Annotated in this window: 11 protein-coding genes; 3 read left to right on the top strand and 8 right to left on the bottom strand. The window is 64.4% G+C overall.

Features of this window, described 5'->3' with window-relative positions; genetic code table 11:
- Positions 1–256: 256 nt before the first annotated feature.
- From A9971_RS29300 to A9971_RS29290, 3 genes are all read left to right on the top strand, one after another.
- A complete protein-coding gene (locus A9971_RS29300) occupies positions 257–514 on the top strand; it encodes a hypothetical protein (protein ID WP_011061592.1) in 258 nt (85 codons plus the stop codon).
- Positions 501–1,673, top strand: coding sequence for an NnrS family protein (locus tag A9971_RS29295; protein ID WP_183000348.1), 1,173 nt, complete (start codon positions 501–503; stop codon positions 1,671–1,673). Before A9971_RS29300 ends, A9971_RS29295 begins: the two co-directional genes overlap by 14 nt.
- Positions 1,674–1,771: 98 nt before the next feature.
- Positions 1,772–2,740: a diguanylate cyclase gene (locus tag A9971_RS29290; protein WP_183000347.1), complete on the top strand. Its 969-nt coding sequence runs from the start codon at positions 1,772–1,774 to the stop codon at positions 2,738–2,740.
- Positions 2,741–2,803: 63 nt separating this feature from the next.
- Here the strand turns inward: A9971_RS29290 and A9971_RS29285 are convergent, their stop codons facing one another.
- The 8 genes from A9971_RS29285 to A9971_RS29250 form a co-directional block, all read right to left on the bottom strand.
- On the bottom strand, positions 2,804–3,679 hold the full coding sequence (locus tag A9971_RS29285; protein WP_183000346.1) for a hypothetical protein: 876 nt from the start codon (positions 3,677–3,679) through the stop codon (positions 2,804–2,806).
- A 70-nt stretch (positions 3,680–3,749) separates the two neighbouring features.
- The gene (fabI, locus tag A9971_RS29280) at positions 3,750–4,544 is read right to left on the bottom strand and encodes an enoyl-ACP reductase FabI (RefSeq protein ID WP_053158855.1); all 795 of its coding nucleotides are present in this window, start codon (positions 4,542–4,544) and stop codon (positions 3,750–3,752) included.
- A 22-nt stretch (positions 4,545–4,566) separates the two neighbouring features.
- On the bottom strand, positions 4,567–6,177 hold the full coding sequence (locus tag A9971_RS29275; protein ID WP_183000345.1) for an ABC transporter ATP-binding protein: 1,611 nt from the start codon (positions 6,175–6,177) through the stop codon (positions 4,567–4,569).
- A 1-nt stretch (position 6,178) separates the two neighbouring features.
- A complete protein-coding gene (locus A9971_RS29270) occupies positions 6,179–7,198 on the bottom strand; it encodes an ABC transporter permease (protein WP_011061586.1) in 1,020 nt (339 codons plus the stop codon).
- 1 nt (position 7,199) lies between these two features.
- Positions 7,200–8,273: a microcin C ABC transporter permease YejB gene (locus A9971_RS29265; RefSeq protein ID WP_011061585.1), complete on the bottom strand. Its 1,074-nt coding sequence runs from the start codon at positions 8,271–8,273 to the stop codon at positions 7,200–7,202.
- Between the two features lie 2 nt (positions 8,274–8,275).
- Positions 8,276–10,129: an extracellular solute-binding protein gene (locus tag A9971_RS29260; protein WP_011061584.1), complete on the bottom strand. Its 1,854-nt coding sequence runs from the start codon at positions 10,127–10,129 to the stop codon at positions 8,276–8,278.
- The gene (locus tag A9971_RS29255; protein WP_011061583.1) at positions 10,126–11,955 is read right to left on the bottom strand and encodes an extracellular solute-binding protein; all 1,830 of its coding nucleotides are present in this window, start codon (positions 11,953–11,955) and stop codon (positions 10,126–10,128) included. The genes A9971_RS29260 and A9971_RS29255 overlap by 4 nt, the downstream gene beginning before the upstream one ends.
- A 171-nt stretch (positions 11,956–12,126) precedes the next feature.
- Positions 12,127–13,554: a transglycosylase SLT domain-containing protein gene (locus tag A9971_RS29250; protein WP_011061582.1), complete on the bottom strand. Its 1,428-nt coding sequence runs from the start codon at positions 13,552–13,554 to the stop codon at positions 12,127–12,129.
- Between the last annotated feature and the right edge of the window lie 33 nt (positions 13,555–13,587).

Below are 13,587 nucleotides of genomic sequence, written 5' to 3'. Positions count from 1 at the left end.
TTTTCCGATGCATCGCGAGCAAGCTCGCTCCTGCAGAGGGGGGATTGGCTCAAGAGGGGCAGTCTGCCCTTGCCGGCGAAAAAGGGCCGCGGGGAAAAATGCAGTCATATTGACTGCGTTGGCGGTCTTTATGACTTCTTCTTTATCTGGTCATAAAGACTCTTGAGGTGGCAGGGGCCCGGTTTTATGGGCTCTGCGCGCTGGCATGAAACGTGAAGGGCCAGTCATGCCATTGTGTGTTCGAGGAGTTGTCGACATGAGCCGTTACTTCGATTCGCCGCTGCATGTACTGCACCTGTCCAATGCGCTGCTGTGGTCGGGCAGCCTGTTGCTGGGCCTGGGGGTGTACGCCGCCTATGTCCATTCCGGCCATTTGCCTATCGCCACCCTGGTGCTGATGCACAGCCTGGTGATGATCGGGCCGACCCTATTGAAGATCGGTTATGTCATGCGCCTGCTGGCCCAGCGGCGCATGGCCCAGTGCCAGGGGAGGGCTGCCTGTGTCTTTGCCTGAAGCCTGGCACCGCTGGACCGGCCAGCCCCTCTGGAGCCTGGGGTTCCGCCCGTTCTTCCTCGCCGGCGCCGGCTTCGCCTGCCTTGCCCTGGTGGGGTGGGGCCTGTGGCTGCATGGTGCGCTGGCGGGCCTGCAACCGGTGGCCGGGATGCTGGCCTGGCACCGTCACGAAATGCTCTTCGGCTTTGCCGTGGCGATCGTTGCCGGCTTCCTGCTGACGGCGGTGGCCAACTGGACCGGCCGCCCGGGCCTGAGCCGTACGCCGTTGCTGTTGCTGTGGCTGCTGTGGCTGGCGGGGCGCCTGGCCTGGTGGCTGCCGCTGCCGGGCCCGCTGTTCGTTGTGGTGCAACTGGCGTTCATGCCGTTGCTGGCGGCGGTGATCGGGCGCGAGCTGTGGTGCGCCGGCAAGCGCGAGAACTACCCCATGGTCCTGGTCCTGGGGCTGCTGGCGCTGTTTCAGGGGCTGACCCTGTGGGGCCTGTTGGAACACCAGGACAGCTGGCAGCGGCGCGGCGAACTGGGCGCCTTGTGGCTGGTGGCGACCCTGATGACGGTGATCGGCGGCCGGGTGATTCCCTTCTTCATCCAGCGCGGGCTGCAACTGCCCCCCCAGGCGCCGACATCGCCCTGGCCGACCCGGGTGTTGCTGGTGGGCAGCCTGCTGGCCGCGTTGTCCATGGCCCTGGGCGGCGGTGACGCTCCCCGCGGGTGGCTGGCGCCGCTGTTCGCCCTGCTGGCGGGGCTGCAAGGCTGGCGCTTGTGGCGCTGGCACCGGCCGGGGGTGTGGCGGGTGCCGCTGCTCTGGTCGCTGTACCTGGCCTACGGGTGGCTGGCCCTGGCAACCCTGGGCATGGCCCTCTGGCACCTGGGCGGGTCGATACCCCAGAGCCTGGTGACCCATGCCCTGGCGGTGGGCGGCCTGGGCGGGCTGGTGCTGGGCATGGTGGCGCGGGTCAGCCTCGGCCACAGTGGCCGGCCCCTGCAGGCTTCGCGGGCCATGGCCGGTGGTTTTGCGCTGCTGTTCCTGGCGGCCTTGTGCCGGGTCCTGCTGGTGCCGTTCAGCAGCCTGGGGCTGGGCCTTTCAGCGCTGCTGGCAGGCCTGGCGTTTGCCGTGTTCGTGGCTGGCTACGGGAGGATTCTGTTGACCCCCCGGTTGTAAGGGCCCCCTGCTCACTGGCTCCTGCCGCGCCGCTTTAGATGATAAGCCGTCGTTATTCTGGGCTACGCTTGGGATCTTAGCCGCGAATGGAGTCAGCGATGTTGTATCCCAGCAAACCCAACAATGAGGCCTTGAGAATCCAGACCCTGCGGGAGCTGAATGTGCTCGACACCTCACCGGAGGAGCGTTTCGACCGCCTGACCCGGCTGGCCAAGCGTCTGTTCAACGTGCCCATTGCCCTGGTCAGCCTGGTGGATGCCGACCGGCAATGGTTCAAGTCCTGTGTGGGGCTCGATGTCAGCGAAACCTCGCGGGACATTTCCTTCTGTGGCCACGCGATCCTCGGCGACCAGATCCTCACCGTGCCCGACGCCGGCCTGGACGAACGCTTCCACGACAACCCGCTGGTGGTGGGGGAGCCGGGCATCCGCTTCTATGCCGGTTGCCCGCTGACGGTGACCAATGGCAGCAAGCTCGGCACTCTGTGCCTGATCGACATCAAGCCCCGCGACCTGGACGACGAGGACCGGGCACTGCTACGGGACCTGGCGCGCATGGCCGAACAGGAACTGGCGGCGGTGCAGATGGCCAGCATGGACGAGCTGACCCTGCTGTCCAATCGCCGCGGCTTCGAGGCCCTGGCCCGGCATGCCCTGGGGGTGTGCAAGCGCTTGGAAAAACCGGCGACCCTGCTGTTCTTCGACCTCAACGACTTCAAGCAGATCAATGACACCTACGGCCATGCCGAAGGCGACGGTGCCCTGAAGACCTTCGCCGACGTGCTGCGCATCGCCTTTCGCGAGAGCGACGTGATCGGTCGCCTGGGGGGCGATGAATTCGTGGCCCTGCTGACCGCTGCCGACCATGTCGAGACTTCGGCGATCATGGCGCGCCTGCGGGAGATTCTCGACGAGCGCAATGCCACCTTGAAGCGGGGTTATGACATCCGCTTCAGCGTCGGCCAGATCGAATACGACGCCGGACGCCATCCCGACATCGAGGCGTTGCTGGCGGACGCCGACAAGGCCATGTACCTGCACAAGCAGGCGAGCAAGCGGGTTCGCTGAGGGTTGCTGCCGCCAAGCCCTGCCCGGTGACGCGGGGCAGGGAAGGGCGTCAGTGGCAGGGCGCTATTGGCCGCGTTCCATCAGCGGTGGGCTATAGCTTTCCTCGATGTCGACCCCGGCCGCCCTGGCTCGGCTTTCAACTTCTGAGCGACGTTGCAGCCGTTCTTTCAAATGCGCAGGGAACAGGGTTCTCCATTGGGCTCTTTGTGCCTCTGCAAAGTCGCGGGTCCAGAACGTGTCCAGGGACATCAGGTTCAGGCTTATCAAGTAGACAGCGCTTTGCAGGGGGGCGCTTTTCGAGTCGTAGCGCAGGGCTCGGACATGCGCAATGTAGTTGCCGTGATAGAGATACCAGTCATAGAACATGTTGTTGCTCAGCCACTGCTCAAGGCTCATCTCATGGTTGGCATCGAACAGCGGGTGGCTGAGTGGCTGGGTACCCAGGAGGCTTTCCTTCCAGTCCAGCTTGTGCAACTCGCCAGCGGCTATTCGGGGGTCGGAAGGGAAGTAGTATTTTTGCCATCCAGCGTTCTTCAACGTCCTGAGAAGGTTATAGACAAGCGCCTTGTTGGCCTTGTGAGTGCTGTTGTCCGGCAGCCCGCGAAGGTCGATGTTCAATTCCTGGATGGTGTTTGAGGTCTTGCCATCAACGGCAATCAGCAGCCCGGCCACCTGATCCAGTTCAAGCGTGCCCTCGGGCTGGGCCAGGCTCAGGTCAAGGAGTGCTCCCTGACGATCCGCCTCATACCAACATAGGTTGACCGCATCCAGGCAGTCGGCGGTAAAACTCACCGGGCTCTTTTCAAGGAACTCGGCAACCGGAGCCCCTAAAGGGATGTGAAGGCTTGCGACTGTGCTCCGGGTTTTATTCGAGGCGGTATCTTGGGTGTTGTCGCAGCCGGCTAGAAACAGCACGAGCAACAGATAGCACAGCTTCATGTTCGGCCTTTCCAATGAGCGGGAGGGGGCAGGGTGGCGAGGGCGCAAACCCCCTCGCCACCGCCGCAGATCACTCGTCGAGATTGCCCATGGCGGTGGTGTTGAAACCGCCGTCCACGTACATGATCTCGCCGCTGATGCCCGAGGCCAGGTCCGAGCAGAGGAAGGCGCCGGCGTTGCCGACTTCTTCGATGGTGACGTTGCGCCGCAGCGGGGTTTGCGCTTCGTTGGCCGCCAGCATCTTGCGGAAGTTCTTGATCCCCGAGGCCGCCAGGGTGCGGATCGGGCCGGCGGAAACGGCGTTGACCCGGGTGCCCTCCGGGCCCAGGGAGCCGGCCAGGTAGCGCACGCCGGCTTCCAGGGAGGCCTTGGCCATGCCCATCACGTTGTAGTTGGGCATGGTGCGTTCGGCGCCCAGGTAGGACAGGGTCAGCAGGCTGCCGTTGCGGCCCTTCATCATTTCCCGACCGGCCTTGGCCAGGGCCACGAAGCTGTAGGCGCTGATGTCGTGGGCGATGCGAAAGCCCTCGCGGGTGGTGGCATCGGTGAAGTCGCCTTCGAGCTGGTCGCCGGGGGCGAAGCCCACGGAGTGGACGATGCAGTCCAGGCCGTCCCAGTGCTTGCCCAGTTCGGTGAAGACCTGGGCGATCTGCTCGTCACTGGCCACATCGCAGGGGAAGCACAGCTCGGCGCTGGAGCCCCAGCCGGCGGCGAACTCCTCGACCCGACCCTTGAGTTTTTCGTTCTGATAAGTGAAGGCCAGCTCGGCGCCTTCACGGTGCATGGCGGCGGCGATGCCGGAGGCGATCGACAGTTTGCTGGCGACACCGACGATCAGGACACGCTTCCCAGCGAGAAAACCCATATGTTGCTACTCCTGTTTCAGGTTATTCGGCGCTTGCCGGAGCCAGGAAGGCGGCTTCCAGCAGTTGCCGTGTGTAAGGGTGTTGCGGGGCGTCGAAGATGCCCCCGGCGTCCCCCTGTTCCACCACCTGGCCGTGCTTGATCACCATCAACTGGTGACTCAGGGCCTTGACCACCGCCAGGTCGTGGCTGATGAACAGGTAGGTCAGGTTGTACTTGCGTTGCAGGTTGCGCAGCAGCTCCACCACCTGGCGCTGCACCGTGCGGTCCAGGGCCGAGGTCGGTTCGTCCAGCAGGATCAGCCGCGGCTTGAGCACCAGGGCCCGGGCGATGGCGATGCGCTGGCGCTGCCCGCCGGAGAACTCATGGGGGTAGCGGTGCCGCGTGTCCGGGTCCAGGCCGACCTCCTTGAGGGCTTCGATGATGGCCTGTTCCTGCTCCTGTTCACTGCCTATCTTGTGGATGCGCAGGCCCTCGCCGACGATCTGGCTCACGCTCATGCGCGGGCTGAGGCTGCCGAAAGGGTCCTGGAACACCACCTGCATTTCCCGCCGCAGCGGCCGAACCTGTTGCTGGGACAGGGCGTCGAGCTGCTGCCCCTCGAAACGAATGCCGCCCTGGCTGGCAATCAGGCGCAGGATCGCCAGGCCCAGGGTTGACTTGCCCGAACCACTCTCGCCGACGATGCCCAGGGTCTGGCCCTGGGGCAGGCTGAAGTGGATGCCGTCCACTGCCTTGACGTGATCCACGGTGCTGCGCAGCAGGCCTTTCTTGATCGGGAACCAGACCTTGAGGTTGTCAACCTCCAGCAGCGGCGGGCCGATCTCGTTGGCCGCCGGCAGGCCGCTGGGTTCTGCGGCCAGCAGTTCCCGGGTGTAGGGATGCTGCGGCGCGCGGAACAGATCTTCGCAGGATGCCTGTTCGACGATGCAGCCCTTCTGCATGACACAGACCCGGTGGGCAATGCGCCGCACCAGGTTCAGGTCGTGGCTGATCAGCAGCAGCGCCATGCCCAGGCGCGCCTGCAGTTCCTTGAGCAGCTCGAGGATCTTCAGCTGCACGGTGACATCCAGGGCTGTGGTGGGCTCGTCGGCGATCAGCAGTTCCGGCTCGTTGGCCAGGGCCATGGCGATCATCACCCGTTGCCGCTGGCCGCCAGACAGCTCGTGGGGCAGGGCCTTGAGACGCTTGTGCGGTTCGGGGATGCCCACCAGCTCCAGCAGTTCCAGGGTGCGCCGGGTGGCGATCTTGCCGGTCAGGCCCTTGTGGATGCCCAGCACTTCGTTGATCTGCTTCTCGATGCTGTGCAGCGGGTTCAGCGAGGTCATGGGCTCCTGGAAGATCATCGCGATGCGGTTGCCGCGGATATGGCGGATGGTCTTCTCTTTCAGGGTCAGCAGGTCGTGCCCGGCATACTGGATGGTGCCGCTGGGGTGGTGCGCCAGAGGGTAGGGCAGCAGCCGCAGGATGGAGTGGGCGGTGACCGATTTGCCCGAGCCGCTTTCGCCCACCAGGGCCAGGGTCTCGCCGCGCTTGATGTCGAAGCTGACGCTTTGCACCACCCGCTGGCGGTGCGCGCCGGTGACGAATTCCACCGCCAGGTCGCGGACTTCGATCAGGTTGTCCTGGGTCATGTCATTTCCTCGGGTCGAAGGCATCGCGGGCGGATTCGCCGATGAACACCAGCAGGCTGAGCATGATCGCCAGCACGGCGAAGGCGCTCATGCCCAGCCAGGGCGCCTGCAGGTTGGACTTGCCCTGGGCCACCAGCTCGCCGAGGGATGGCGCCCCCGGCGGCAGGCCGAAACCGAGGAAGTCCAGGGCGGTGAGGGTGCCGATGGCGCCAGTGAGGATAAAGGGCATGAAGGTCATGGTGGAGACCATGGCGTTGGGCAGGATATGGCGGAACATGATGGCGCCGTTCTGCATGCCCAGGGCCCGGGCCGCGCGCACGTACTCCAGGTTGCGCCCGCGCAGGAACTCGGCCCGCACCACGTCCACCAGGCTCATCCAGGAGAACAGCAGCATGATCCCCAGCAGCCACCAGAAATTGGGCTGCACGAAGCTGGCGAGGATGATCAGCAGGTAGAGCACCGGCAGGCCGGACCAGATCTCCAGGAAGCGCTGGCCCACCAGGTCCACCCAGCCGCCGTAGAAGCCCTGCAGGGCGCCGGCGATGACGCCGATGATGGAGCTGAGAATGGTCAGGGTCAGGGCGAACAGCACCGACACCCGGAACCCGTAGATGACCCGGGCCAGCACGTCGCGGCCCTGGTCGTCGGTGCCCAGCAGGTTGTCCGCCGAAGGCGGCGCCGGGGCCGGCACCCGCAGGTCGTAGTTGATGCTCTGGTAGCTGAAGGGGATCGGTGCCCAGAGTACCCAGGCATCCTTCTGCGCCAGCAGTTCGCGGATGTAGGGGCTCTTGTAGTTGGCTTCCAGGGGGAATTCGCCGCCGAAGGTGGTTTCCGGGTAGCGCTTGAGGGCCGGGAAGTACCAGCCGCCTTCGTAGTGCACCACCAGCGGCTTGTCGTTGGCGATCAGCTCGGCGCCCAGGCTGAGGACGAACAGCACCAGGAACAGCCACAGCGACCACCAGCCGCGCTTGTTGGCCTTGAAGCGCTCGAAGCGCCGGCGATTGAGGGGGGACAGGTTCATCTCAATGCTCCCGGCTGTCGAAGTCGATGCGAGGGTCGACCAGGGTGTAGGTCAGGTCGCCGATCAGTTTCACCACCAGCCCCAGCAGGGTGAAGATGAACAGGGTGCCGAACACCACCGGGTAGTCGCGGTTGATCGCTGCCTCGAAGCTCATCAGGCCCAGGCCGTCGAGGGAGAAGATCACTTCCACCAGCAGGGAGCCGGTGAAGAAGATGCCGATGAAGGCCGAGGGGAAGCCGGCGATCACCAGCAGCATGGCGTTGCGGAACACATGGCCGTAGAGCACCCGGCGCTGGGTCAGGCCCTTGGCCTTGGCGGTGACCACGTACTGCTTGTTGATCTCGTCGAGGAAGCTGTTCTTGGTCAGCAGGGTCATGGTGGCGAAGTGGCCGATCACCAGGGCGGTGACCGGCAGCGCCAGGTGCCAGAAGTAGTCGAGGATCTTGCCGCCCCAGCTCAGCTGGTCGAAGTCGTTGGAGGTCAGGCCGCGCAGGGGGAACCAGTTGAAATAGCTGCCGCCGGCGAACACCACGATCAGCAGGATGGCGAACAGGAAGGCCGGGATCGCGTAGCCGACGATGATCGCCGAGCTGGTCCAGACATCGAAGTGGCTGCCGTGGCGGGTGGCCTTGGCGATCCCCAGGGGGATCGACACCAGGTACATGATCAGGGTGCTCCACAACCCGAGGGAGATGGACACCGGCATCTTCTCCTTGATCAGGTCCACCACCTTGGCGTCACGGAAGAAGCTGTTGCCGAAATCCAGGGTGGCGTAGTTCTTGATCATGATCCACAGGCGTTCCGGCGCCGACTTGTCGAAGCCGTACATGTGCTCGATTTCCTTGATCAGCGCCGGGTCCAGGCCCTGGGCGCCGCGGTAGCTGGAACCGGCCACCGAGACTTCGGCGCCGCCGCCGGCGATGCGGCTGGTGGCGCCGTCGAAGCCTTCGAGCTTGGCGATCATCTGCTCCACCGGGCCGCCGGGTGCGGCCTGGATGATCACGAAGTTGATCAGCAGGATGCCCAGCAGCGTGGGGATGATCAGCAGCAGGCGGCGAAAGATATAGGCCAGCATGGTCAGTACACCGCTTCGGCCGGGGCCGCCTGGTTGTCCGGGGTCGGTTCAACGGCCGGCTTGGCACCGGGCTTGATCCACCAGGTGTTGACGCCGATGTCGTACTTGGGCGCGACCTTGGGGTGGCCGATATGGTCCCAGTAGGCCACGCGCCAGGTCTTGATGTGCCAGTTGGGAATCACGTAGTAGCCCCATTGCAGGACCCGGTCCAGGGCCTTGGCGTGGGCCACCAGGCTGGCGCGGGAATCGGCGTTGATCAGGTTTTCCACCAGGCTGTCGATGGCCGGGTCCTTGAGGCCGATGTAGTTGCGGCTGCCGGGCTTGTCGGCACTGGAGGACATCCAGAACTCGCGCTGCTCGTTACCCGGGGAGTTGGACTGGGGGAAGCTGCCGACGATCATGTCGAAGTCCCGCGAGCGCACCCGGGTGATGTACTGGGACACGTCGACCCGGCGGATCACCAGGTCGATGCCCAGGTCGGCCAGGTTGCGCTTGAACGGCAGCAGTACGCGCTCGAACTCGGTCTGGGCCAGCAGGAACTCGATCACCACCGGCTTGCCCTGGGCGTCGACCATCTTGTCGTCGACGATGCGCCAGCCGGCTTCCTGCAACAGCTGGTAGGCCTGGCGCTGCTGGGCGCGGATCATCCCGCTGCCGTCGCACACCGAAGGGGAGAAGGCCTGGTCGAATACCTGCGGGGGGATCTTGCCCCGCAGCGGTTCGAGGATGGCCAGTTCCTCGGGCCCCGGCAGGCCGGTGGCGGCCATTTCCGAGTTCTCGAAGTAGCTGCGGGTGCGGGTGTAGGCACCGTTGAACAGCTGCTTGTTGCTCCACTCGAAGTCCAGCAGCAGGCTCAGCGCGTGACGCACTCGCACGTCCTGGAACATCGGCCGGCGGGTGTTGAAGACAAAACCCTGCATGCCGGTGGGGTTGCCGTTGGCGATCTGCTCCTTGATCAGGCGGCCCTGGGCCACGGCCGGAATGTTGTACGCGTTGGCCCAGTTCTTCGCGCTCATTTCCAGCCAGTAGTCGAACTGGCCGGCCTTGAGCGCTTCCAGGGCCACGGTGTTGTCGCGGTAGTAGTCGCTGGTGATCACGTCGAAATTGTAGAAGCCGCGGTTGACCGGCAGGTCCTTGGCCCAATAGTCCTTGACCCGCTCGTAGCGGATCGAGCGCCCGGCCTTGACCTCGGTGACCTTGTAAGGGCCGCTGCCCAGGGGAATCTCCAGGTTGCTCTTGGCAAAGTCGCGGCTTTGCCACCAGTGCTTGGGCAGGATCGTCAGCTGGCCGAGGATCAGCGGCAGCTCGCGGTTGTTGGTGTGCTTGAACTTGAACAGCACCCGCTGCGGGTCTTCGGCGATCACCTGGTCGACGTCAGCGTAGTAGCCGCGGTACAGCGGCGAGCCGGCGCTCATCAGGGTCTGGAAGCTGAACACCACGTCTTCGGCGTGGATCGGCTGGCCGTCGTTGAAGCGCGCCTCGGGGCGCAGATAGAAGCGCACCCAGCTGTTGTCCGGGGCCTTCTCGATCTTGCTGGCCACCAGGCCGTACTCGGTGAACGGCTCATCCAGGCTCTGGGCCATCAGGGTGTCGTAGACCAGGCCGATGTTCAGCTCCGGCACGCCCTTGCTGATGAACGGGTTGAGGCTGTCGAAGCTGCCGAAGCCGGCCATGCGGAAGGTGCCGCCCTTGGGCGCGTCGGGATTGACGAAGTCGAAGTGCTGGAAGTTCGCCGGGTATTTCGGCGCTTCGTTGTACAGGGTCACGGCGTGTTGCGGCGCAGCCTGGGCATAGCAGGCGATGGCGCTGAACAACAGGCCGCTGGTGCGCAGGAGCAGGGCACGCAGGGGCATCATTGGGCGTTCTCCATGGACTTCAGCCACCAGGCGCCGAGGCCCAGGGTATAGGGCGGCGTGGTGACGAAGGCGAACCGGTTACGGTAGGCCAGGCGGTGATAGTTGAGGTACCAGTTGGGAATCATGTAGTGCTGCCACAGCAGCACCCGGTCCAGGGCCCGGCCCGCGGCCAGTTGGTCGTCGCGGGTCTGGGCGGCCAGCAGCTGTTCCAGCAGGTGATCGACCACCGGGTTGTTGATGCCTGCGTAGTTCTTGCTGCCCTTGACCGAGACCTGGCTGGAGTGGAAGTACTGCCATTGCTCCAGGCCCGGGCTCAGGGTCTGGTTGAGGGTCATGAGGATCATGTCGTAGTCGAACTGGTCCAGGCGCTGCTTGTATTGCGCCCGGTCCACGGTGCGCAGGCGGGCGTCGATGCCGATGCTCGCGAGGTTCTCCACGTAGGGCTGGAGAATCCGTTCCAGGTTGGGATTGACCAGCATCAGCTCGAAGCGCAGCGGCTGCCCGGCACTGTTCTGCAGGCGCTGGCCATTGAGCTTCCAGCCCGCCTCGCCGAGCAGCCCCAGGGCCTTGCGCAGGGTGTCCCGCGGGATGCCGCGGCCGTCGGTGCGCGGCAGGCTGAAGGCCTGGCTGAACAGGCTGGCGGGCAGTTGCTCGCGGTAGGGCGAGAGCAGCAGCCATTCATGGCCCTGCGGTACCCCGGTGGCGGAGAACTCGCTGTTGGGGTAGTAGCTCAGGGCGCGCTGGTAGGCGCCGCTGAACAGGGTGCGGTTGGTCCACTCGAAGTCGAACATCATGCCCAGCGCCTCGCGCACCCGCACGTCGGCGAAAGTGGCGCGGCGGGTGTTCATGAACAGGCCCTGGGTCTGGGTCGGGATCTGGTGCGCCACCTGGGCCTTGATCACCTCACCGCGGTTGACCGCCGGGAAGTTGTAGCCGTTGGCCCAGTTCTTGGCCTGGTGCTCGATATAGATGTCGAACTCGCCGGCCTTGAAGGCTTCGAAGGCCACGTCGCTGTCCCGGTAGAACTCCACTTCGACCCGGTCGAAGTTGTTGAAGCCGCGGTTGACTGGCAGGTCCTTGCCCCAGTAGTCCTTGACCCGTTCGAACACCAGCTGGCGCCCGGGCTGTACCTGGGTGATGCGGTACGGGCCGCTGCCCAGGGGCGGGGTGAAGGTGGTGGCCTTGAAGTCGCGATCCTTCCAGTAATGCTGGGGCAGCACCGGCAGTTCGCCCAGGCGCAGGATCAGCAAGGGGTTGCCGGCACGCTTGAACACGAAGCGGATGCGCTGCGGGCCGAGGATATCCACCCGCTGCACTTCCTGCAGGTTGGTGCGGTATTGCGGGTGGCCTTCCTTGAGCAACAGGCGATAGGAGAACGCCACATCGTAGGCGGTGATCGGCTTGCCATCGTGAAAGCGTGCTTCGGGGCGCAGGTTGAACACCACCCAACTGCGGTCCTCGGCGTATTCCACCGAGCGGGCGATCAGGCCGTAGCTGGAAGTCGGCTCATCACCGGAAGGCGCATACAGGCCGGTGCCCACCATCAAGGGTTCGTTGAGCTCGTTGACCCCGTATTGCAGGAAATTCGGCGTGGCGACCGGGCTGGTGCCCTTGAAGGTGTAGGGATTGAGGGTGTCGAAGGTGCCAAAGGCCATGACCCGCAAGGTGCCGCCTTTGGGCGCAGCGGGGTTGACCCAATCGAAATGGGTGAACTTTGCCGGGTATTTGAGCGTGCCAAACTGCGCGTAACCGTGACTTTCGGTGATCGTCGCGCTTGCGGGAAAGCTCAAGGCCAGGCTGATGAAGAGCAGGAGCAGGGGACGCATCGAGACAGAGATCCGATCCAGGCGGCTTGGGCTTTGTGCTCCGTACAGTAACAGCTTGTATCAGCAGGAAAAAGCTCGCTGGCGCGCGCTTCGTGCAATTGAAATTTCCTGTAGGAGCCGGCTTGCCGGCGAAGGCTGTTCGCCGGCAAGCCGGCTCCTACAGGGGAGATTTCAGTGCGGCAGGTACACCGTCAGCATCTGGCCGGGCTTGAGGGCCTGGGCCGCGCGGGGGTTCCAGCGCTTGAGGTGCTGCATCTCGACATTGAAGCGCTTGGCCACCATGTACAGCGAGTCGCCCTGCTTGACCTTGTACTGAGTCGACTTCTTCTTGTTGCTGGCCAGGCTGGTTTTCTTGCTGGCCACCTTGCGGGTGTCCTGCATCACCAGCGTCTGGCCGACCTTGAGGTTCTTGCCGCTGAGCTTGTTCCAGCGCTGCAGGTCCTGGACGTCGACCTTGTTGGCCTTGGCAATGAGGGTCAGGTTGTCGCCATTCTTGACCCGGTAGATGCGCTTGGCCCGCAGCGAATCACGCCCTTCGTCGCGGTCGAAGACCGGTTTGAGGGAGCGCTTGCTGATCAGTTCTTCGGGTTTCATGGTGGACAGGCTGGTGGTCAGCAACTGTGCCTTGGAAGTCGGCACCAGCAGGTGCTGGGGGCCGTCGATGGTGGTGCGCTGCTTGAACGCCGGGTTGAGCTGGAACAGCTCGTCCTCGTCGATGTTGGCCACCGCCGCGACCTTGGACAGGTCCATGCGCTGGTTGATCTCCACCACCTGGAAGTAGGGTTCGTTGGCGATCGGGTTGAGGTTCACGCCGTAGGCCTGCGGGGCCAGCACCACCTGGGAGAGGGCCAGCAGCTTGGGCACATAGGCCTGGGTCTCGGCCGGCAGCGGCAGGTTCCAGTAGTCGGTGGGCAGGCCGAGCTTTTCATTGCGCTCGATGGCCCGGCTCACCGTGCCTTCACCGGCGTTGTAGGCGGCCAGTGCCAGCAGCCAGTCGCCGTTGAACATGTCGTGCAGGCGGCTCAGGTAGTCCATGGCCGCGGTGGTGGACGCGGTGATGTCGCGGCGGCCATCGTAGAAGCGGGTCTGGCGCAGGTTGAAGTAGCGCCCGGTGGCCGGGACGAACTGCCACAGCCCCACCGCATCGGCCCGGGAATAGGCCAGGGGGTTGTAGGCGCTTTCGATGACCGGCAGCAGGGCCAGTTCCAGCGGCATGTTGCGCTCTTCGAGACGCTCGACGATGTAGTGGATATAAAGGCTGCCGCGCTCGCCGGCATTTTCCAGGAAGGAAGGGTTGCTGGCGAACCACAGGCGCTGCTGTTCAATACGCGGGTTGACGCCCAGGCCTTCTTGCAATTGGAACCCCTGGCGCATGCGTTCCCAGACGTCCTGGGGTACTTGCGGGCTGGGCTGGTTGCTCAGCCAGATGGGTTTCTGCTTGATGCGGGCGTTGAAATTCTGTGTGTGTGTCGCGTCGCTCTGCGGGGCATGGCCGGTGCTTTGGCAGCCCGCAAGAGTCGCTGACACAGCTACCGCGATGGCCTGGGCCAAGCGCGTCAATGCGTCTGAACTGATGGAATAACGAATAGATGACGACATTGGCTGGAAGTAAGTTCCGGGCAAAAATGTCGG

The organism is Pseudomonas sp. UME65 (assembly GCF_014170225.1).
In the GTDB taxonomy this organism is placed as follows: Bacteria; Pseudomonadota; Gammaproteobacteria; order Pseudomonadales; family Pseudomonadaceae; genus Aquipseudomonas; species Aquipseudomonas protegens.
This window is presented reverse-complemented; position numbering and strand designations above follow the sequence as displayed.